General features: G+C 36.4%; 17 protein-coding genes. 16 read left to right on the top strand and 1 reads right to left on the bottom strand.

Translation table 11 applies throughout. The features are described from left to right. The first annotated feature begins 17 nt into the window (after positions 1-17). The 14 genes from hpaE to hpaR all read left to right on the top strand — a co-directional run bounded on the left by hpaE (position 18) and on the right by hpaR (position 15,766). A complete protein-coding gene (hpaE, locus tag HX005_RS04380; protein ID WP_107006605.1) occupies positions 18-1,478 on the top strand; it encodes a 5-carboxymethyl-2-hydroxymuconate semialdehyde dehydrogenase in 1,461 nt (486 codons plus the stop codon). A gap of 251 nt (positions 1,479-1,729) precedes the next feature. After that, positions 1,730-2,590, top strand: a complete 861-nt coding sequence (gene hpaD, locus HX005_RS04375; protein ID WP_286376430.1) for a 3,4-dihydroxyphenylacetate 2,3-dioxygenase — start codon at positions 1,730-1,732, stop codon at positions 2,588-2,590. 21 nt (positions 2,591-2,611) lie between these two features. Then, entirely contained in the window at positions 2,612-3,001 is a 390-nt protein-coding gene (locus tag HX005_RS04370) for a 5-carboxymethyl-2-hydroxymuconate Delta-isomerase (protein ID WP_286376429.1), read from the top strand. Positions 3,002-3,015: 14 nt separating this feature from the next. Next, the gene (gene hpaH, locus HX005_RS04365) at positions 3,016-3,819 is read left to right on the top strand and encodes a 2-oxo-hept-4-ene-1,7-dioate hydratase (protein ID WP_286376428.1); all 804 of its coding nucleotides are present in this window, start codon (positions 3,016-3,018) and stop codon (positions 3,817-3,819) included. A gap of 13 nt (positions 3,820-3,832) precedes the next feature. Beyond that, positions 3,833-4,636 carry a 4-hydroxy-2-oxoheptanedioate aldolase gene (hpaI, locus tag HX005_RS04360; RefSeq protein WP_286376427.1) on the top strand — a complete coding sequence of 268 codons (804 nt, stop codon included), beginning with the start codon at positions 3,833-3,835 and terminating at the stop codon, positions 4,634-4,636. Positions 4,637-4,647: 11 nt separating this feature from the next. After that, the gene (locus HX005_RS04355) at positions 4,648-6,096 is read left to right on the top strand and encodes an NAD-dependent succinate-semialdehyde dehydrogenase (protein WP_286376426.1); all 1,449 of its coding nucleotides are present in this window, start codon (positions 4,648-4,650) and stop codon (positions 6,094-6,096) included. 533 nt (positions 6,097-6,629) lie between these two features. Next, on the top strand, positions 6,630-8,003 hold the full coding sequence (locus HX005_RS04350) for an MFS transporter (RefSeq protein ID WP_286376425.1): 1,374 nt from the start codon (positions 6,630-6,632) through the stop codon (positions 8,001-8,003). 240 nt (positions 8,004-8,243) lie between these two features. Further along, positions 8,244-9,509 carry a p-hydroxyphenylacetate 3-hydroxylase oxygenase component gene (locus HX005_RS04345; RefSeq protein WP_286376424.1) on the top strand — a complete coding sequence of 422 codons (1,266 nt, stop codon included), beginning with the start codon at positions 8,244-8,246 and terminating at the stop codon, positions 9,507-9,509. 33 nt (positions 9,510-9,542) lie between these two features. Further along, positions 9,543-10,487, top strand: coding sequence for a p-hydroxyphenylacetate 3-hydroxylase reductase component (locus HX005_RS04340; RefSeq protein WP_286376423.1), 945 nt, complete (start codon positions 9,543-9,545; stop codon positions 10,485-10,487). Positions 10,488-10,664: 177 nt separating this feature from the next. Further along, positions 10,665-11,414, top strand: coding sequence for a helix-turn-helix domain-containing protein (locus HX005_RS04335; protein WP_286376422.1), 750 nt, complete (start codon positions 10,665-10,667; stop codon positions 11,412-11,414). Between the two features lie 214 nt (positions 11,415-11,628). Beyond that, positions 11,629-12,591: a PDR/VanB family oxidoreductase gene (locus tag HX005_RS04330; RefSeq protein ID WP_286376421.1), complete on the top strand. Its 963-nt coding sequence runs from the start codon at positions 11,629-11,631 to the stop codon at positions 12,589-12,591. A 36-nt stretch (positions 12,592-12,627) separates the two neighbouring features. Continuing rightward, positions 12,628-13,716 carry a Rieske 2Fe-2S domain-containing protein gene (locus tag HX005_RS04325; RefSeq protein WP_286376420.1) on the top strand — a complete coding sequence of 363 codons (1,089 nt, stop codon included), beginning with the start codon at positions 12,628-12,630 and terminating at the stop codon, positions 13,714-13,716. Positions 13,717-13,879: 163 nt separating this feature from the next. Then, positions 13,880-15,118 (top strand): OprD family outer membrane porin, encoded by a 1,239-nt coding sequence (locus HX005_RS04320; RefSeq protein ID WP_286376419.1) that lies wholly within the window; start codon positions 13,880-13,882, stop codon positions 15,116-15,118. A gap of 225 nt (positions 15,119-15,343) precedes the next feature. Further along, on the top strand, positions 15,344-15,766 hold the full coding sequence (hpaR, locus tag HX005_RS04315) for a homoprotocatechuate degradation operon regulator HpaR (RefSeq protein WP_107006619.1): 423 nt from the start codon (positions 15,344-15,346) through the stop codon (positions 15,764-15,766). 23 nt (positions 15,767-15,789) lie between these two features. Here hpaR and HX005_RS04310 read toward each other — a convergent pair whose 3' ends face one another. Beyond that, positions 15,790-16,995: an MFS transporter gene (locus tag HX005_RS04310; protein ID WP_286376418.1), complete on the bottom strand. Its 1,206-nt coding sequence runs from the start codon at positions 16,993-16,995 to the stop codon at positions 15,790-15,792. A 178-nt stretch (positions 16,996-17,173) separates the two neighbouring features. Between HX005_RS04310 and HX005_RS04305 the strand changes: the two genes are divergently transcribed. Next, entirely contained in the window at positions 17,174-18,112 is a 939-nt protein-coding gene (locus tag HX005_RS04305) for an MBL fold metallo-hydrolase (protein WP_286376417.1), read from the top strand. A 126-nt stretch (positions 18,113-18,238) separates the two neighbouring features. Then, positions 18,239-19,834: a GMC family oxidoreductase gene (locus HX005_RS04300; RefSeq protein ID WP_286376416.1), complete on the top strand. Its 1,596-nt coding sequence runs from the start codon at positions 18,239-18,241 to the stop codon at positions 19,832-19,834. The last annotated feature ends 123 nt before the right edge of the window (positions 19,835-19,957 follow it).

The following is a 19,957-nucleotide window of genomic DNA, read 5'->3' as shown; positions in this document are numbered from 1 at the left end:
GTTAAGGGATGAACGGTATGATTAAACACTGGATTGATGGTAAAGAAGTCGAAAGCCAAGAAACATTTACAAACTATAATCCTGCGACAAATCAAGCGATTGGTGAAGTTGCAAGTGGTGGGCAAGCTGAAATTGATCTTGCAGTTGCCGCAGCGAAACGTGCAGCACCACAATGGGCGAAAACACCTGCAAAAGAACGTGCGCGTTTAATGCGTAACTTAGGTGATCTGATTGATCAAAACGTTGCGAAAATTGCTGAACTTGAAACATTAGATACAGGTTTACCAATTCACCAAACCAAAAATGTTTTGATTCCTCGTGCTTCACATAACTTCAACTTCTTTGCTGAAGTTTGCACTCGCATGAATGGGCATACTTATCCTGTTGATGATCAAATGTTGAACTATACATTGCATCAGCCAGTGGGTGTTTGTGGTTTGGTTTCACCTTGGAACGTACCATTTATGACAGCAACATGGAAAACTGCACCATGTTTGGCATTAGGTAATACTGCTGTTCTGAAAATGTCGGAGCTTTCACCATTAACAGCGAATGAATTAGGGCGTTTAGCTTTGGAAGCGGGTATTCCTGAAGGGGTATTTAACGTTGTTCAAGGTTATGGTGCAACAGCAGGTGATGCTTTAGTGAAGCATCCTGATGTTCGTGCAATTTCATTTACAGGGGGTACAGCAACAGGTCGTCGTATCATGGCAAATGCTGGGCTGAAAAAATACTCAATGGAGTTAGGTGGTAAATCACCTGTGTTGATTTTTGAAGATGCTGATCTTGAACGTGCATTAGATGCAGCATTATTTACGATCTTCTCATTAAATGGTGAACGTTGTACCGCAGGTAGCCGTATTTTCATTCAAGAATCGGTTTACGATGAGTTTGTAAAAGAATTTGCACGTCGTGCAAAAAATATCATTGTTGGTGACCCACAAGACCCGAAAACGCAAGTCGGTTCAATGATTACGCAAGCACATTATGACAAAGTGACAGGTTATATCAAGATTGGTATTGAGGAAGGTGCAAGCTTAGTTGCAGGTGGCTTAGAGCGTCCAGCAAATTTACCTGAACATTTACAAAAAGGTCAGTTTATTCAGCCAACGGTTTTTGCCAACGTTGATAACCGTATGCGTATTGCGCAAGAAGAAATCTTTGGACCTGTTGTATGTTTGATCAAGTTTAAAGATGAAGCTGAGGCATTATATTTAGCCAATGATGTTGAGTATGGTTTGGCATCTTATATTTGGACACAAGATATTGGTAAAGCACATCGTTTAGCTGCTGGTATTGAAGCGGGTATGGTGTTTATTAACAGCCAAAACGTACGTGATTTACGTCAACCTTTTGGTGGCGTAAAAGGTTCAGGAACAGGGCGTGAAGGCGGTGAATATAGCCTTGAAGTATTTACGGAAATCAAAAATGTTTGTATTTCAATGGGATCGCACCATATACCAAAATGGGGCGTATAACACGCCATTTGGAATTTAAGAACAGCATTCTTGTGTGAGATCAAATACAGGAAAATCAACTCAATATTAAGTTTTGTGTGATTTATTTCTCATCGAGATATATTGAATTTTTGTCTTTATTTGAAGCTTGGAGTGGGCTTTTTACCTCACTCTAAGTCTTTTCTCAAGATAAAGGAAATATTCAATATGAAACTCAGCGATCAGAAAATGCTTTACACAACATTTGAAAGAAGAATATCAGGAAGATAGAAATGGGTAAGCTTGCTCTTGCTGCAAAAATCACACATGTACCGTCAATGTATTTATCAGAATTGCCAGGTCCAACCAATGGAATCCGTCAAGCAGCAATTGATGGTCATATTGAAATTGGTCGTCGTTGTCGTGAACTTGGTGTCGATACGATCATTGTTTTTGATAGTCATTGGCTGGTCAATAGCGCATTTCATATTAATGCAGGTGAAAATTTTAGTGGTGTTTATACCAGTAATGAATTGCCACATTTTATTCAAAATATGGAATTTGATTACGATGGAAACCCTGAATTGGGTCAGTTGATGCAAGAAGAAATTTGTAAAACAGGCATTCGAGCACAAGCACATAATATTAAAAGTCTTGAACTTGAATATGGCACATTGGTTCCAATGCGTTATATGAATCAGGATAAACATTTTAAAGTCGTTTCAGTATCTGCTTTTTTAACTTCTCATGAATTAGAAGACAGCCGTAAATTTGGTGAGGGTTTACTCAAAGCGATTGAAAAATATGAAGGTACTGTAGCGGTATTTGCCAGTGGTTCATTGTCACATCGTTTTATTTGGGATCGTGAATATAAGCGTGGTATGGATGAATATACCCGTGAATGGGATCGCCAAGTGGATAAACATGTTGTCGGCATGTGGCAACGTGCAGAGTGGAAAGAGTTTACAGATATGTTGCCTGAATATGCAGAATACTGTTATGGCGAAGGTGGTATGCATGACACTGCAATGCTACTTGGATTATTAGGCTGGGATCAGTATGACAAAGCCGTAGAAATTATTACGCCAGCGTTTCCGAGTTCAGGAACAGGGCAAATCAATGCCATTTTCCCACTGCCTGACTCAATTGTTTAAATCATAAAAAGGAGATTTCTGATGCCTCATTTTATTGCTGAATACAGTGCAAATTTAGAAGAATCAGTCGATTTTCAAGACTTATTTACACAAGTAAATAACTTTTTAGGTGGCACAGGAATCTTCCCTTTAGGTGGTATTCGTAGTCGTGCGATTCGTATGGATAAATTTCGTATGGCAGATGGTTTACATGATTATGCCTTTGTTCATATGACGCTAAAAGTTGGTTCTGGGCGTGATTTAGAAACACGTCAACGCGTGGCAACAGAACTCTTTGCAAAAATTGAAGCATTTTTTCAACCATTAAAAGAGCAGCGTTTATTGGCGATTTCTTTTGAGATGAAAGAACTAGATCCCGTTTTAAATTTCAAATCGAACAATATTCATCAATTTTTAAAAAATAATGGTTAGATAAGGATATCTTTATGTTAGATCAAGCAAAAATTCAAGAACTGGCTTTGCAACTAGATCAGGCTGAAAAATCAGGTCAACAAATTCGTCAGTTTTCATTGCAATATCCTGAAATTACCATTGAAGATGCCTATGAAATTCAAAAAGTATGGGTTGCACATAAAATTGCTGAAGGGCGTAAATTGGTTGGGCATAAGATCGGTTTAACTTCACGTGCCATGCAAGTTTCTTCTAATATTACTGAACCTGATTATGGTGCGTTATTAGATGATATGGTATTTGACGAAGGAACTGACATTCCAATGTCACGCTTTATCGTGCCACGTGTTGAAGTGGAGTTAGCTTTTATTTTGGGTAAACCACTTTCAGGACCAAATTGCACGATTTTTGATGTGCTAGATGCAACGGATTATATTATTCCTGCGGTCGAAATTATTGATGCGCGTTTGCATAATGTAGACCCTGAGACACAAATTACTCGTAAGGTATTTGACACGATTTCAGATAATGCAGCCAATGCAGGAATTGTATTAGGTGGTCGACCAATTAAGCCAACTGAACTCGATTTACGTCGTATTTCTGCAATTTTATATCGTAATGGGGTGATTGAAGAGTCTGGAGTGTCTGCTGCGGTATTGAATCATCCAGCCAAAGGTGTGGCGTGGCTTGCCAATAAACTACATCCATATGGTGTGACATTAGAAGCAGGTCAAATTATTTTAGGTGGTTCATTTACTCGTCCTGTTGCAGCAAAAGCAGGTGATACTTTCCATATTGATTATGATCAATTGGGTTCAATTGCATTTCGTTTTATGTAATTGAGGAGCAGACATGATTGATACAACAAATTATTTTAAAAAGAAGCTTAAAACTGAACAGCAAATTGGGATGTGGGTCGGGCTTGCACAGGGGTATTGTGCAGAAATAGCTGCCAATGCTGGCTATGATTGGTTACTGATTGATGGTGAGCATGCACCGAATGATGTTCGTAGTATTTTAGAACAACTACAAGCCATTGCACCTTATCAGAGCCAAGCTGTGGTTCGTCCTGTAACAGGTGATATTCATCTGATTAAACAATTACTGGATATTGGTGCTCAAACGCTGTTGATTCCAATGGTGGAGTCGGCTGAGCAAGCACAATTGATGGTACAAGCAACACGGTATCCACCTGAAGGAGTTCGTGGCGTAGGTGCTGCATTAGCACGTGCTTCTCGTTGGAATAACATTACGGACTATTTACAGACTGCTGATGAACAAATTAGTGTGTTGGTACAAATTGAGTCCAAAAAAGGCTTAGAAAATCTAGACGAAATTCTACAAGTCGAAGGTGTTGATGGCGTCTTTATTGGTCCTGCTGATTTGTCTGCTGCTTTGGGCTATCGTGGGCAGGCAGGACATCCTGAAGTACAAAAAGTGATTGTAGAAACAATTCAAAAAATTCGCCAAGCAGGTAAAGCTGCGGGTATTTTATCTGCGGATGAAACCTTGGCAAAAACATATTTGGCTTTAGGCACAGAATTTGTCGCTGTTGGCGTAGACACGAGTTTATTGATGAAGTCGATGACACAATTGCTAGGAAAATTTAAACAGACAGACGCAACTACTCAGCCACAAGCACCAAGCGTCTATTAAGGAATTTAAGTATGCAATTAACAAATACAACTTTATTTAAAGAGCAAGTTTTTATTGATGGTCAATGGGTAAATGCACACGACAATAAAACCTTTGCAGTTACAAATCCTGCCACAGGTGAAATCATTGCAAATATTGCATCTGTTGCAGCTCAGCAAGTTGAACAAGCAGTTGCTGCTGCGGATACTGCATTAGCCACATGGAAACTCACTACTGCAAAAGAGCGCTCATTATTATTAAAGAAATGGTATCAATTGATTATTGAAAATCAAGAAGATTTAGCCATGATTTTAAGTACTGAGCAAGGGAAACCCATGACAGAAAGTCGTGGTGAGATTTTGTATGGTGCAAGTTTTATCGAATGGTTTGCTGAAGAAGCAAAACGTACTTATGGCGATGTTATTCCTCATGATAAACAAGGTCGTCGTCTTGTTGTCATTCGTCAGCCTGTCGGTGTAGTCGCTGCCATTACACCATGGAATTTTCCAAATGCGATGATTACGCGTAAAGTAGGTCCAGCACTTGCTGCGGGCTGTACCGTGATTATTAAACCTGCTTCTGAAACCCCATTGTCAGCTTTAGCACTTGTGGCTTTAGCAGAGCAAGCAGGGATTCCTCAAGGTGTGATTAATGTGGTGACAGGCAGCGCACGTGAAATTGGTGCGGTATTGACACAACATCCTGCGGTCAAAAAAGTGTCTTTTACAGGGTCTACACAAATTGGCAAATTATTGATGGAGCAATGCTCATCAACGATGAAAAAAGTCAGTATGGAGCTAGGTGGAAATGCACCATTTATTATTTTTGATGATGCAAATTTAGACCGAGCTGTAGAAGGTGCAATTGCTTCAAAATTCCGTAATAGCGGTCAAACTTGTGTATGTACAAACCGTATTTTAGTACAAGATACTGTTTATGATGCTTTTATTGAAAAATTAAAAGTTGCCGTGGCACAGCTTAAAGTTGCTCCTGCTTTTGAACAAGGTGCTGAACAAGGTCCGTTGATCAATGAAAAAGCAGTAGAAAAAATTCAAGAGCATATTGAAGATGCAACATCAAAAGGTGCAAAAGTTGTTGTGGGTGGGCAGCGTCATGCTTTAGGGCACACCTTTTTTGAGCCAACAGTTTTAGCCGATGTTACTCCTGATATGTTGGTTGCTAAAGATGAAACTTTTGGTCCATTGGCACCTGTTTTTAAATTTTCTACCGAAGCACAAGCAATCCAAATGGCAAATGATACAGAATTTGGTTTAGCTTCATATATTTATACAGAAAGTTTAAGTCGAGCTTGGCGTGTAGGTGAAGCATTAGAGTATGGAATGGTTGGAATCAACGAGGGTTTAATTTCAACAGAAGTTGCGCCGTTCGGGGGAATCAAAGAATCAGGTTGTGGGCGTGAAGGCTCAAAATATGGTATTGAAGATTATCAAGAATTAAAATACATGTGTATGGGCATTTAGATCTATTTATCATGATTTAAAATAAGGGTGTAGCGACCCTTATTTTTACTTATATAGATAAAATGATGCTTGAAAATGAAATGGTTAACATGCTGATCGTCCAAAGTAAATATTTATCGTTTAATCAATAAATATCAAAAGTTTATTTTCTGATGTGTCGTTATTCATTCTTTTAAAGGATGAGAAATATGTCCTCAGATCATGACTTAAATCTTGCTGCCAATTTGACTGAAGCAAATATCTATTTCACAAAACTCAACCCACATATAGTCAACTTTATTTTAGTCATTTGACTTAGTATTTTAATTAATTTTATTGAAAATGTATTTTAATTAGATGTTGTATATGTTATTAATTAATATATTAACAATTTAATATTTTTTTAGAATATTAAGTTTTTTGTAAAATCCCTCATGTTTGATTTTAATTTCTCTAGATATTCAGGTGCTATTAAAATCAATTTGTTAATATGTTAATTAAATTCATGAGGTTGAATAAAATAAAGCTGATTGTTTCTCTATAAGGAGATAGAAATGGAAACAACATCTACCTATGCGTCTACATCAGATAAAATGACCAAGGAAGAACGTAAAGTTGCCTATGCAACTATCGTTGGTACGACTGTAGAGTGGTATGACTTTTTTATTTATGCGGCAGCAGCAGGTCTGATTTTTAAAGACTTATTTTTTGCTCCAGCAGGTAATACGCTTGGAACGATACTGGCATTTGCAACCGTTGGAATTAGCTTTTTATTTCGACCACTAGGTGCATTTTTAGCAGGGTATTTAGGTGATAAATATGGGCGTCGTATTGTACTGGTGATGACACTGGTACTGATGGGAATCGCAACAACATGTATAGGTTTGCTCCCAACTTATGCAAGTATTGGTGTTGCTGCTCCAGTCCTATTGCTTATTTTGCGTATTTTACAAGGTCTTGCCGCAGGAGGTGAATGGGGCGGGGCTGTGCTTATGGCAGTTGAACATGCACCCACACATAAGCGTGGACGCTTTGGTTCATTTCCACAAATTGGCGTGCCTTTGGGATTGATTTTAGCCTCAGGTATGTTTGCTTTAATGACAGGTATCGTTGCACCCGGTGATGCTTTCATCGAATGGGGTTGGCGCATTCCCTTTCTTTTTAGTATCGTTTTGTTGTTTGTTGGGCATTGGATTCGTCGTACTGTAGAAGAAAGTCCTGTGTTTGAAGAAATTAAAGAACGTAAAAGTGCCTCTAAAACGCCTATTCGTGATTTATTTAAAAATCATGCTTTACTGGTTTTATTGGCGGCTTTGGTTTTTGCTGGAAATAGTGCTTGTGGTTATATGACGACAGGTGGCTTCATTCAAAACTATGCGACGAACCCTACAGGACCTTTACAGCTAGAACGAACACCTGTCCTGATTTGTGTCACATTGGCTTCTTTTTGTTGGTTGATTACGACTTATATTTCAGGTGCATTATCAGACAAAATTGGACGTAAAAAAACCTATATCATCGGATGGATTATTCAATTATGTGGCGTTTTTGCACTATTTCCTTTGGTTAATACAGGTGCAATGCCATTATTTGCTTTAGGTTTATGTTTCCTTGCGAGTGGTATTGGTTTGACTTATGGGGTGCAATCAGCATTTTACTCTGAGTTATTTCCAGCATCGGTGCGTTTTTCTGGAATTTCGATTTCTTATGCTTTAGGTGCAATTTTAGGTGGTGCATTTGCCCCAATGATCGGAACATGGCTAGTGAGTGTTACAGGTTCGACATTCTCCGTCACGATTTATTTGGCAGTGATGACCAGTATTGCGTTATTGTCTACGCTGTCCTTGCGTGATCGTTCAGGTATTCCGTTAGGACCTGACCATGAGGCAGAGCAAATGAAATCACCGATTGTATGGCATAAAAATTAATTGATATTTTATTTGAAAACATCTTTAACCAGCTTCGGCTGGTTTTTTTATGATAAATAAAATATGAAATGACGGGGATGACAAGCTTTCATAAATACAGCGATAAAAAGCCATGAAAAGTACAAATTAATACGTGAAAAATGCATTAACTAAATCGTGTATTCCATGAATAATAGAAAAATATTAGGAAGTTAAATAAATATTTTTTTATAAATATCTGATTTTTAAGGAAGAGTAATCATGGAAAATACAATATCGACACATGAGTCTTTTGAGAACTATGCAAATGACGCATCTGATTCAATCCAAATGATTTATACAGAAGCAGCAAACCCAATTTCGTCAGAAAAAACGATGTTAGAAAAAATTAAGGAAATTTTACCAAAAATTGCGGCACGTGCTGAAGAAGCAGAACAACTGCGCCGTGTGCCTGATGAAAATATTGCTTTGCTAAAAGAAATTAATTTTCATCGTGCATTCCAACCTAAAGTATATGGTGGGTTGGAAATGAGTTTGCCTGATTTTGCCAATTGTATTGTCACTTTAGCAGGTGCATGTGCAGGAACTGCATGGGCTTTTAGTTTGTTATGTACGCATAGCCATCAAATTGCGATGTTTAGCAAACAGCTACAAGATGAAATCTGGCTGAATAATGTTGATGCAACAGCAAGCAGCTCAATCGCACCTTTTGGCAAAGTACAAGAGGTTGATGGTGGCATTATTTTAAATGGTGAATATGGCTGGAGCAGTGGATGTGATCATGCTGAATATGCCATTGTTGGTTTTAACCGTTTTGATGCAGAAGGTCATAAAATCTATAGTTTTGGTGTGATTCCTCGTCAAGATTATGAAATTGTGGATAACTGGTATGCACAAGCCATTAAGAGCAGTGGTTCAAAACAATTAAAATTAGTCGATGTATTCATTCCTGAATATCGTATTTCTAAAGCCAAAGACATGATGGAAGGTAAATCGACAGGATTTGGTTTATATCCTCAGTCAGAAATCTTCTATTCACCTTATCGTCCATATTTTGCCAGTGGTTTTTCCGCAGTGAGTTTAGGTGTGGCAGAACGGATGATTGAGGCATTTAAAGATAAGCAGCGCAATCGTATTCGTGCTTATACAGGTGTAAATGTCGGTGTTGCAACACCTGCTTTAATGCGCATAGCTGAATCAACACATCAAGTTGCTGCTGCACGTGCATTGTTAGAAAAAACTTGGGAAGACCATCGTTTACATGGCGTTAATCATCTTTATCCAAATAAAGAGACATTGGCTTTTTGGCGTACAAATCAAGCCTATGCAGTCAAGATGTGTATCGAAGCTGTAGATCGTTTGATGGCAGGTGCAGGGGCAACCAGTTGGTTAGATAGTAGTGAACTCCAACGTTTATTCCGTGATGCACATATGACAGGTGCGCATGCTTATACCGACTATGATGTTTGTGCGCAAATTTTAGGTCGTGAATTAATGGGCTTAGAACCAGATCCAAGCATGGTTTAATTTCATTATTATTCAAATACAAGGAGTTGTGATATGAATAGCATGGTCGAAAATATGAATATACAAGCACTAGATCCAAAAGCATTTCGTCGTGCCTTAGGTAATTTTGCGACAGGTGTCACCATTATGACAGCGCAAAATGCGCAAGGTGAGCGTGTAGGTGTTACTGCAAATAGTTTTAATTCAGTTTCTTTAGATCCTGCATTAATTTTATGGAGTATTGATAAAAACTCATCAAGTTACCGTATTTTTTCAGAAGCGACGCATTTTGCAGTAAACATTTTGTCGGCAGCACAAATTGATTTATCCAATAAATTTGCTCGTCGTGCTGAAGATAAATTTGCAGGAATTGAGTATGAAATCGGGGCGGGATCTAGCCCTATTTTAAAAAACTGTTCGGCTGTTTTTGAGTGTGAAAAATTTAATATTGTTGAAGGTGGTGATCATTGGATTATTATCGGAAAAGTTGTTAAATTTCATGATCATGGTCGTTCACCTTTGTTATATCATCAAGGTGCTTATTCTGCGGTTTTACCTCATCCGAGCTTAAACAGCAAAGCAAGTACAGAAGAAAGCGTATTTCCGGGACGTTTATATAACAATATGTACTATTTGCTGACTCAAGCTGTACGTGCATATCAAAATGATTATCAACCTAAGCAACTCACCAGTGGTTTTAGAACCAGTGAAGCACGTTTACTTCTGGTTTTAGAAAGTAAAACTGCAACCAGTAAAAGTGATTTGCAACGTGAAGTGGCAATGCCGATTCATGAAATCGAACAAGCAACAGAAATTTTGGCACAAAAAGGTTTATTGCTTGATACTGGGCATTCTTATGAGTTAACAGCGCAAGGAAATGAATGTGCTCATATGCTTTATAAAATTGCAGAAAGTCATCAGGAGGAAGTTTTTGCTCAATATGCGCCTGAAGATCGTGAGCTATTTAAAAAGATGTTAAAAGACTTAATTGGTATTTAATTTTATACTGTAAAAGTGAAGTGAATTGTTGTCTTTAGATGATGTTATGCTTCACTTTTACAAAATGAATGATATAGATCACAAAGTGAAAACTCCTTTTTCATTTTTCAATAATAAATCTTGCTAAGCCGCACAGATTCATATACTAATAAGTCATCATCTAAATGGATTTAGAAGATGAATAATCGTCAAAATTTTTCAAATTTCATTGATTTAGCGGCACTCATGGGGCGTCCAGAGTTTGATTCATCCTTATTGTTTTATTTAAATACATGGGTGCAATCGAAGCATTTTTCTATTTTGCGCGTTAAAGATAATATTCCTGCATTATTATTGTGTGATCGACAACATGATCGTCCAAATGTTGCATGGCATTGTGGGCAATCTTATGTCAAACGCTATCATCTCTATGATGATTTATATCAAAATTTAGCCACGCAAAATATAGAGCAGCATCAAACGACAACAGGACAGCTTTGTGCAGATGAAATTATTTTTTCACCTTATCGGCAAGAAATTTATGAGAAAAATGGTTTAATTCAGCGGCTATGTGGTCTTTATCGAGACGATGATAATTCGCCAATTTTATTTAATTTGTATCGTCATAAGGAGCAAGGTTTTTATTCAGATCATGAAATTGAAAACTTTGAACGTATCATTCCTGCATTGGTCAAACTGATTCAAGGTCATTTGGCTTTACAAGAAAAAAGTCAGCAAAAAGACTTAAAACAGCAACTATTCAAGTATCAGCCTTTACTAACAACTCAAGAAGTTGAAGTATGTAGCCGTATTTTAAAAGGAATGAGTTATATTGGCATTGCTGCTGATTTAAATTTAAAAGAATCTACCATTAAAACTTATCGTAATCGTGCATTTGAAAAATTAGGGATTAATTTTAAAAATCAACTCTTTGCTTTGTTTTTGTAGTGGTTTTACTGTGCTGTGAAACGCAATGAATCGTGATTGCAAAATATTCTAAATTCAACCCATCACATTAGACTTAACGAAGTGACGCTATCGCATTACATCTCTTTATCACATTATTTTAGATTTTGTCCTCCTTTTGGGGGACAGGCTTTATTTGAAGCCTATTTATACTGAATCTTATTCATATGAGTCATATGAAAGGGAGTCAGTCACTATGGAAAGTTCATTATTCGCGTTGGTTGTTACGCATGTGCAGGCAGAAGCCAAAGACACAATTGTTTTAGAGTTGCAACATCCGCAGCGGCAAGACCTGCCACAGTTTAGTGCAGGTTCACATCTAGAAGTTTATCTTGAAAATGGTTTGATTCGCCATTATTCCTTGTTGAATTGTTCAAGTGAAAGACAACGTTATGTGATTGCAGTTGGGCTAGCACAGGATGGGCGTGGTGGTTCACAATATATTCATCAAAAAATTCGTGTGGGTGATACTTTAAAAGTCAGCTCACCTCGTAATAATTTTCCTTTGCTTGATGCCGATGCGTACTGCTTTATTGCAGGTGGTATTGGTATTACACCTATTTTATCCATGATTCATTGGTGTATCAAAAATCATAAAAAATGGCGATTAATTTATGCTTTAAGACATAAGCAACGTGCGAGTTTTTATGAGGATTTAATTCAATTAGCACCTGAAAATATCCAATTTTATTTTAATGATGAACATGCACAAGAGCATTTAAATGTAGAAGAAATTGTTAAAAATCTAAATGCGAGTGAACATATTTATTGTTGTGGTCCAAATGCAATGATGCAAAGTGTGCAACAGGCAGCACAGCATCTTGCGCCAGAGCGTGTACATTTTGAATGGTTTAGTGCCCCTGTTTTGGAGCATTCAGCGATACAGACCTCAGATTCATTTACCTTAAAACTCAAACGCTCAGGTAAAGAAATTCAGGTTATGGCAGATCAGTCGATTTTAGATGCCTTAGAACAAGAGGGCTTTGAACTGCCATTTTCATGCCGTGCAGGTATTTGTAGAAGCTGTGAAACCACGGTGTGTTCAGGCACACCTGATCACCAAGATATGATTTTAAGTGACGAAGAACGTGCTGAAAATAAAAGCATGCTGATTTGTGTTTCTAGAGCCAAAAGCCAAATGATTGAGCTTGATCTTTAAGTTCAAAATATTCAGACATCATCAGGACGATATTGTATGACCATTCCAACCGTAAATATTATAGAAGCATGTCGTAAAGCCGCAGATAAAATGGCAAATAAAGATACGCCATTAATTTTAAATGAATGGTATGTCGCGGCATTTAAAAGTGAAATTGGTAGAAATTTATTTGCACGTAAAATTTTAAATAAGCGTGTGGTGATGTATCGTACTTTAGAGGGGCAAGCCGTTGCACTTGAAGATCGTTGCGCACATCGTTCATTTCCATTGTCAAAAAGTCATTTGGATGGCAATAATATTATCTGTGGTTATCATGGTTTTAAATATAATAGTTCAGGCGATTTAGTCGAAATTCCATCACAAAAACAGTGCCCACATGGTATTGGTATTCAAACATATAAGTTGGTTGAAACAGGTCCTTTAGTTTGGATTTGGTTGGGAGATCAACAACTTGCTGATGAGTCTAAAATTCCCCAATTGCCGTGGTTGGAGAGTGAACAGTGGGCATCTACTTCAGGTTATTTTTTCCATCCCGGAAATTATGTCAGTATGCATGAAAATCTTATGGATTTAACGCATCTCACTTTTTTACATGCCAATACGATTGGTACACCAGATTATGCCAGCGCACCTTATAAAACTGAATTAAAAGAGGGTCACTATAAGTTAATTCGTGAAGTTGTACCGACGACTTTATCACCTGTATGGGGTGAAACGACAGGACTTGCAGGGAAAGAAACGGCTGCACGTATTGCAACATCAGAATTTTTATCACCCGGCTTGCATCAAGTGAGTGTTTCATTTTATGACTCGGCGCTCGATGAAAATACTCGCCAAACATTTAAAATTCATACGGCACATATTTTAACACCTGAAACCAATAATACGATGCACTATTTTATTGTTCATGGGCGTGACTTCGCATTAGATGATGAGCATATTGAAGCATTTATGCATGAACAGTTATTTGCTGCTTTTCAAGAAGATGTAGAAGGCTTGGGTGCTTTAGAAGAAGTACTTGATGATCGAGATCAACATCATTTTGAAATTTCTGTCGCAAGTGATTCACCTGCTGTTGCTACACGAATTTATTTAAAGAAACGTGCTGAACAAGAACAAGTTTAATCTGATTTTTAAAAATAATAAAACTCTAGAATTTAAGTGCTAGAGTTTTATTTTCTTTTAAGTTAACATGTTAAATAAATATAGTTAATATGTTAATTATGTTGTAATTTTTCACTATGAACAAAGTATAAAAATACAGGATCGTATTTTAAAGGATAAAATTATGGAAAATTTAAAAATAGCCATGAGGCAAGTGAGTGTTGTTCTTCTTCATTCTACTTTGGTTGGCATGGTATTTAGTCATACAGTTTATGCTGAAGATAATTGGAAACTTTCACTGAAAAATGCTTATATTGATCGTGATTTTGATCCTGAGGCAGTTAAGGATCAGGGTAGTTGGTCTCAAGGAGTTTCTTTATTTTATACTTCAGATTATCAAAAAACACCTTTTGATCAATTAGAAATTGGTTTAGATGCATCAGCACAATATGCAACACGATTAAGTTCAGACAAACATGTTTCAGACAGTATTTTACCTTTTGATGCACAGTCTAAGAGCCAAGCCGATGATTTTAAAAAATATGGTGGAACTTTAAAATTTAAATATCAAGATAATGTCTTACGTGCAGGTGAGTTATGGTTAGATACACCACTCACATCAGTTGATGGCAGTCGTCAGCTATTATCTTCTTATATGGGGGTAAATTTTAACAGTAAAGTTAATGATCAGCTTGGGATCGAGGTCGGTCATGTTTCACGTGTTTCACCTCGTAATGAGGAAGACTTTGTTAAGTTTTCTTATACGCAACAAGGTGTTAAACACAAATCAGATGGTTTGAATTATCTTGATGTTCGTTATAAGTTTAATGATGCTTTAAAAGGTGAATATTATTTCGGCAATTTATCTGATTTATTTAATTTACATTATGTTGGTTTAGACCATACATTTAAACTCGCTGATGAGTTGGCATTAAACTCTAAAATTAAATATTTTAATGCGCAAGATACGGGTAAAGCCGTACATATTGATACGCAAAATATTGGCGTATTGGAAACCGTAAAATATAAAAATCATAGTTTAGGTGTAGGCTATCAACAGATTATTGGCGATGCTTATCCTTTATTAGATGGTTTTTTGCCTGAACCTTATTTTATTAACTGGAATGTAACTGGATTTGCCAAACAAGAAGAAAAATCTTATCACTTGGTATATGCCTATAATTTTAAAGATCACATTCCAGGTTTAAATACGATTGCTAAATATTCATATGGTGATGATATTAAAATGGTTGATGGACGTAAAAACCAAGAAACTGAGCTTGATTTAATTGTAAGTTATAATCTTCAGCAAGAAAAATTAAAAGGTTTAGGTGTGCAATATATGTATGTTAAATATGATGTAGATCATGGCAATGATTTTCAGGAAAATCGTGTTTTCTTAATCTATAGCAAAAAGTTCTAATTCTTGTGAGTTAGCTCATAATCTGAAATAAGTGGATGATTTAATTTAAGGAAAATCATCCCTTTTTTGTAGATTAAATTAAAAATTTTGTTCATTATTTATGATGTGAAATTGTTTGAAGCATGAATAAATTTTTTAAAAATGGTCATTCTTCTACAAAAGAAAATATAAATATGATCCAAAATTAAGTTAATATGTTTATTAAAATAAATGATTAGGTTTGATATGAAAACGATCCGTCCCTCTTTAACTTTGGCATTGTTACAAGCACGCGAAGCAACGATGACCTATTTTCGTCCTGCATTGAATGAAATAGGTTTAACTGAGCAACAATGGCGAGTGATCCGTATTTTATATCAATATGAAGAGTTGGAGAGTAATCAACTTGCTGATTTTGCATGTATTTTAAAACCAAGCTTAACGGGGATTTTAAACCGTATGATTGAGCAAGATTTGATATTAAAACGTAAAGATGTGAATGATCAGCGTATTAATTTGATCACCTTAACTGATGAAGGGAAGGCATGCTTTGAGCAGCAAGCCGTTAAAATGGAAGCTTCTTATAAAAAAATTCAAGAGCAATATGGGGTAGAAAAAATGCAGCAACTCATGACCATGTTGAATGACTTGTCAAAAATTAAACTTTAAGATCAAGTCATTTTATTGGTATTTTATGATGTCGTCATGGGTTTTTTATCGTGTAAAAATTTAAAAAGAATAAACAATGCCAATAATAAAGCAAAAATCAACATGGTGTTTTTCACACCAATATAGGTGGCAAGGATGCCTGCCAATAACCCACCTAAAGCGTCAAATCCAAAGCGTAAAGAGGTATAAATTGAAACCACACGCCCACGAAACTCACTGGGCGCATGGCGTTGAATGAGAATATTTGTTGAAACATTGGTGGTGGAAATACCAAAGCCTAAACAAAACATAGCAAAATAATAAAAGAAAGTTAAATCTATCAGTGCTAATGCAATAAGACCTAAAACACAAAGTAGCATGTTATAAAAAATACGATTTTTGATTTGTTGTTCATTTTGTGTATTGGCTAAGATCAGAGCTGAAAGCAGAGAGCCGACACCAGCCGCTCCCCATAAGTAGCCCAAAGTTGTTTCATTGCCATTTAAATAATCTTTTGCAAAAATAGGCAAAATAGCCACATAACTTGATGCAGTTAAATTTAAAATGGCGATTGATAACATCATCCATCGATATTCAACATGATGAAAAACATAGATATAACCTTCTTTGAGCACACTTTGAATAGAGCCTTTTGCTTTCACAACTTGAATATTTTTCATATACATTAAAGCAATGATGAGGCAAAAATAAGACAAGGCATTTAAAATAAAGCACAAAATAGGATCAGCAACGACCAGCAATAAACCTGCAATAGGTGGACCAATAAAACGACATGAATTAAAAATCATGGCATTTAAAGCCAAAGCATTTGCAATATAATTTTTATCTTCAACTAAATCGCTGATAAAAGATTGGCGTAATGGCGTATCAATTGCACTGAGTACACCTAAAAACATGGAAAGTGCCAAAATACTGATCGCATCAAGCCATTTAAAATAAGCACAGATCGCCAAGAGAAATGCTTGTATAAAAAAAAGAATCTGTACAAAAATCAGCGCTTTTCTTTTATTCAGTTTATCAATCATTGCGCCAACAAAGGGGCTGATCACCAGTTGCGGTGCGAGTGCAAAAAATGTGATGAGACCCAGAAGAACAGCAGAATGTGTCAGTTCATAAACTAACCAAGCCAAAGCAACTTGCTGAATCCATGTTCCTAAAGTTGATAAAGTATGCCCAATAAAGTAATTTCTAAAATTAGGATAATTTAGACTTTGGAATATTTTTGGCAATTTAAATCTCTTTAAATGTAAATAAAGGTTGAAAGTTGATTATTTAGTTAATATATTAACATTAATGTTATTAAATATGTGAACTAATTTGGTATCAATCAGGCATATCAATTTTTAATATATTTAAATAAATAGCATTCGATTGAAAAATGGAAAATAGTTGAATGAGGACATGGATATGTTGAACGTTAAAAATGCGATATTAAGCGCATTAACACTCGGTGGTTTTTTACTCAGCTCTATGGCGATAGCCCAAGATCAACTGATTTTGTTAGGAACTAAAGGTGGACCTTCACTTTATTCAACACAGTCATTACCACAGTCAAGTGCAATACAAATAAAGAATGATGTTTATGTGATTGATGCAGGATATGGTGTAAGTTATCGCTTACTAGAAGCAAAAGTGCCGTTGAAAAATATTAAAGCTATTTTTATTACGCATTTACACAGTGATCATATTCTTGATTATCCTGCTTTGTTAATGAACAGTTGGCTAAGTAGTCTAGATCATGAGATTCAAGTCTTTGGTCCAAAAGGGACAAAAGAAATGACAGAAAATCTTTTAAAAGCGTATAACGTCGATATTCAGTTACGCTATGAGGATGAAGGTCGAGAGCCATTAAATAAGTTTTTAAAAGTTCATGAGTTTGACGAAGGCGATGTATATCAAGATGAAAATGTCAAAGTAACAGCCAAACGAGTACCACATCAGCCTTTTAAAATGGGTGAGGCATTTGCCTTTAAGTTTGAAACAGCTCAGAAACAAAACCTTGTATTTTCAGGAGATACTAACTATTACCCACCTTTTGCCAAGTTTGCAAAAAATGCCGATATTTTGGTTCATGAAGTTGCGCATGGTGATGGTATTGGTCGTTTAGCCAAACGTATGGGATATGGTGAAAGTTTTAGAGATGCTGTGATTGCTCATCATATTACGCCTCAAGATGTTGGAAAAACTGCAACTCAAGCGCAAGTGAAAAAACTGGTACTGAGCCATATTGTCCCTGTAGGTGATCCAGAATTAACCGATGCTGTTTGGAAAAAAGATGTCGGTGCATTTTATAAAGGTGAAATTGTCGTTGGAAAAGATGGCATGGTCATTCCTTTAAATCAATAAATTGTCTGAATGATTGATCTTTTTCCTTTGTATAAAAATCCATGACGACAGAGGAAATTGATCAAATACAGCAGAATAAACAGTGCCTTAATGAAAAAATGATAAGCGAAACATTGGATGGTATGTATGCAAGAATATGATTATATTGTATGTGGTGCGGGTTCAGCAGGGTGTGTGGTTGCAACACGTCTAATACAAGAAAATAAAGGAAGTGTACTGTTACTTGAAGCAGGTGGTAGTGATGATAATATTCTCATCAAAATGCCTGCGGGTGTTTCGGAAGTGATTCCAACAAAAACATGGGATTACACGACAGAACCTGATAAAAATACCCATCAACGTCGTATGACTTGCGCACAAGGAAAAGTATTAGGCGGTAGTAGCTCAGTCAATGGCATGATTTATATTCGAGGGCAGCAAGAAGATTATGATTCGTGGGCTCAAGAAGATGGATGTGCAGGTTGGGATTTTAATGCGCTATTACCTTACTTTAAAAAAGCAGAAAAAAATGAAAGTTTATCTGAGCCTTATCATGGAACGACAGGACCACTGTCTGTAAGTGAAAATCGCTATCGACATCCGCTTACTCAAGTCTTTATTAAAGCAGGTCAAGAGTTAGGTTTGCCTTATGTTAATGATTTTAATGGGCATAAACAGCAAGGTGTCGGGTTTTTTCAAACCACTACACAAAATGGTGAAAGAGCGAGTGTTTCGCAAACCTATTTAAAATTAGTACAGAATCATCCCCAATTAACGCTTAAATTAAATGTTTTAGTGCATCAAGTCGTTGTGGAAAATCAAAAAGCCTGTGCAATTGAATGTGAAATTGCAGGTAAAAAACATATTTTTAAAGCGCGTAAACAGATTGTTTTAAGTGCAGGATCGATCGGTACGCCTAAGATTTTAATGCTTTCTGGAATTGGTCCTAAAAATCATTTAAATGATGTGGGAATCACAACCATTCAGGACTTACCTGTCGGGCAAAATTATCATGATCATTTACATGTATCGATTAATGCCGAAACGAAGCAACCTATTTCACTTTATGGGCAAAATTTAGGATTTAAAAAAATAAAAAATGGCGCGCAGTGGGTATTTACACGAACAGGTGTTGTATCTTCTAATATTCTGGAGGGAGGTGCATTTATTGATACTCATCAAGAAGGTCGACCAGATGTACAAGCTCATTTTTTGCCGGGCTTAGATACATGGGATGATCCTGATGGACTTGGAAAAGGAAAAACACATGGAATTACCCTGAAAAATTGTTTTTTACGTCCAAAATCTCGTGGAGAAATTTTCTTAAAAAGTAAAAATCCACATGATAATGTGAAAATTCAAGCAAATTTACTGAGTCATCCTGATGATATTCAAGGTATGCTTCGTGCAACAAAATTTGGTTTAGCGCTACTAAAAATGCCATCTTTTGAACCTTTGTTGGATCAGGTATTTTCACCTCCTCAAAGTTCTCATCAGAATGATCAAGCATTGATTGAGTTCATTCGTGGCACATGTAAAACAACTTATCATCCTGTTGGAACATGCCGCATGGGGACTGATCAACGTTATTCTGTGGTTGATCTTCAGTTAAAAGTGCATGGTATAGAAAATCTATGCGTAATAGATTGTTCTGTATTTCCATCAATTCCAAGTGGAAATACCAATGCACCGACCATTGCTGTTGCAGAAAAAGGCGTTGATTTGTTAATGCAACGTACTTAAGTGAAGTGCTATGAGATTATGTTATGAAATTAAATATTATGAGATAAATAAATAGATCTTTAGCTTAAAATCATCCTTAAGGATGACTGGTGCAAAAAATATCATCGATAAAATCATGAATGA

The sequence above is a fragment of the Acinetobacter sp. R933-2 genome, assembly GCF_030325485.1.
GTDB classification, from domain to species: Bacteria; Pseudomonadota; Gammaproteobacteria; order Pseudomonadales; family Moraxellaceae; genus Acinetobacter; species Acinetobacter sichuanensis.
Note: the sequence above shows the minus strand (reverse complement) of the source record. Positions and strands in the feature narration are given on the sequence as shown.

What these genes read in the sequence shown, in the direction of transcription:
- HX005_RS04340 (WP_286376423.1), top strand. Translation starts at nt 9,543, where the DNA reads ATGAATAGCATGGTCGAAAATATGAATATACAAGCACTAGATCCAAAA.
- HX005_RS04300 (WP_286376416.1), top strand. Translation starts at nt 18,239, where the DNA reads ATGCAAGAATATGATTATATTGTATGTGGTGCGGGTTCAGCAGGGTGT.
- HX005_RS04355 (WP_286376426.1), top strand. Translation starts at nt 4,648, where the DNA reads ATGCAATTAACAAATACAACTTTATTTAAAGAGCAAGTTTTTATTGAT.
- hpaH (WP_286376428.1), top strand. Translation starts at nt 3,016, where the DNA reads ATGTTAGATCAAGCAAAAATTCAAGAACTGGCTTTGCAACTAGATCAG.
- HX005_RS04325 (WP_286376420.1), top strand. Translation starts at nt 12,628, where the DNA reads ATGACCATTCCAACCGTAAATATTATAGAAGCATGTCGTAAAGCCGCA.
- HX005_RS04335 (WP_286376422.1), top strand. Translation starts at nt 10,665, where the DNA reads ATGAATAATCGTCAAAATTTTTCAAATTTCATTGATTTAGCGGCACTC.
- HX005_RS04370 (WP_286376429.1), top strand. Translation starts at nt 2,612, where the DNA reads ATGCCTCATTTTATTGCTGAATACAGTGCAAATTTAGAAGAATCAGTC.
- hpaR (WP_107006619.1), top strand. Translation starts at nt 15,344, where the DNA reads ATGAAAACGATCCGTCCCTCTTTAACTTTGGCATTGTTACAAGCACGC.
- HX005_RS04345 (WP_286376424.1), top strand. Translation starts at nt 8,244, where the DNA reads ATGGAAAATACAATATCGACACATGAGTCTTTTGAGAACTATGCAAAT.
- hpaE (WP_107006605.1), top strand. Translation starts at nt 18, where the DNA reads ATGATTAAACACTGGATTGATGGTAAAGAAGTCGAAAGCCAAGAAACA.
- HX005_RS04330 (WP_286376421.1), top strand. Translation starts at nt 11,629, where the DNA reads ATGGAAAGTTCATTATTCGCGTTGGTTGTTACGCATGTGCAGGCAGAA.
- HX005_RS04305 (WP_286376417.1), top strand. Translation starts at nt 17,174, where the DNA reads ATGTTGAACGTTAAAAATGCGATATTAAGCGCATTAACACTCGGTGGT.
- HX005_RS04320 (WP_286376419.1), top strand. Translation starts at nt 13,880, where the DNA reads ATGGAAAATTTAAAAATAGCCATGAGGCAAGTGAGTGTTGTTCTTCTT.
- HX005_RS04350 (WP_286376425.1), top strand. Translation starts at nt 6,630, where the DNA reads ATGGAAACAACATCTACCTATGCGTCTACATCAGATAAAATGACCAAG.
- hpaI (WP_286376427.1), top strand. Translation starts at nt 3,833, where the DNA reads ATGATTGATACAACAAATTATTTTAAAAAGAAGCTTAAAACTGAACAG.
- hpaD (WP_286376430.1), top strand. Translation starts at nt 1,730, where the DNA reads ATGGGTAAGCTTGCTCTTGCTGCAAAAATCACACATGTACCGTCAATG.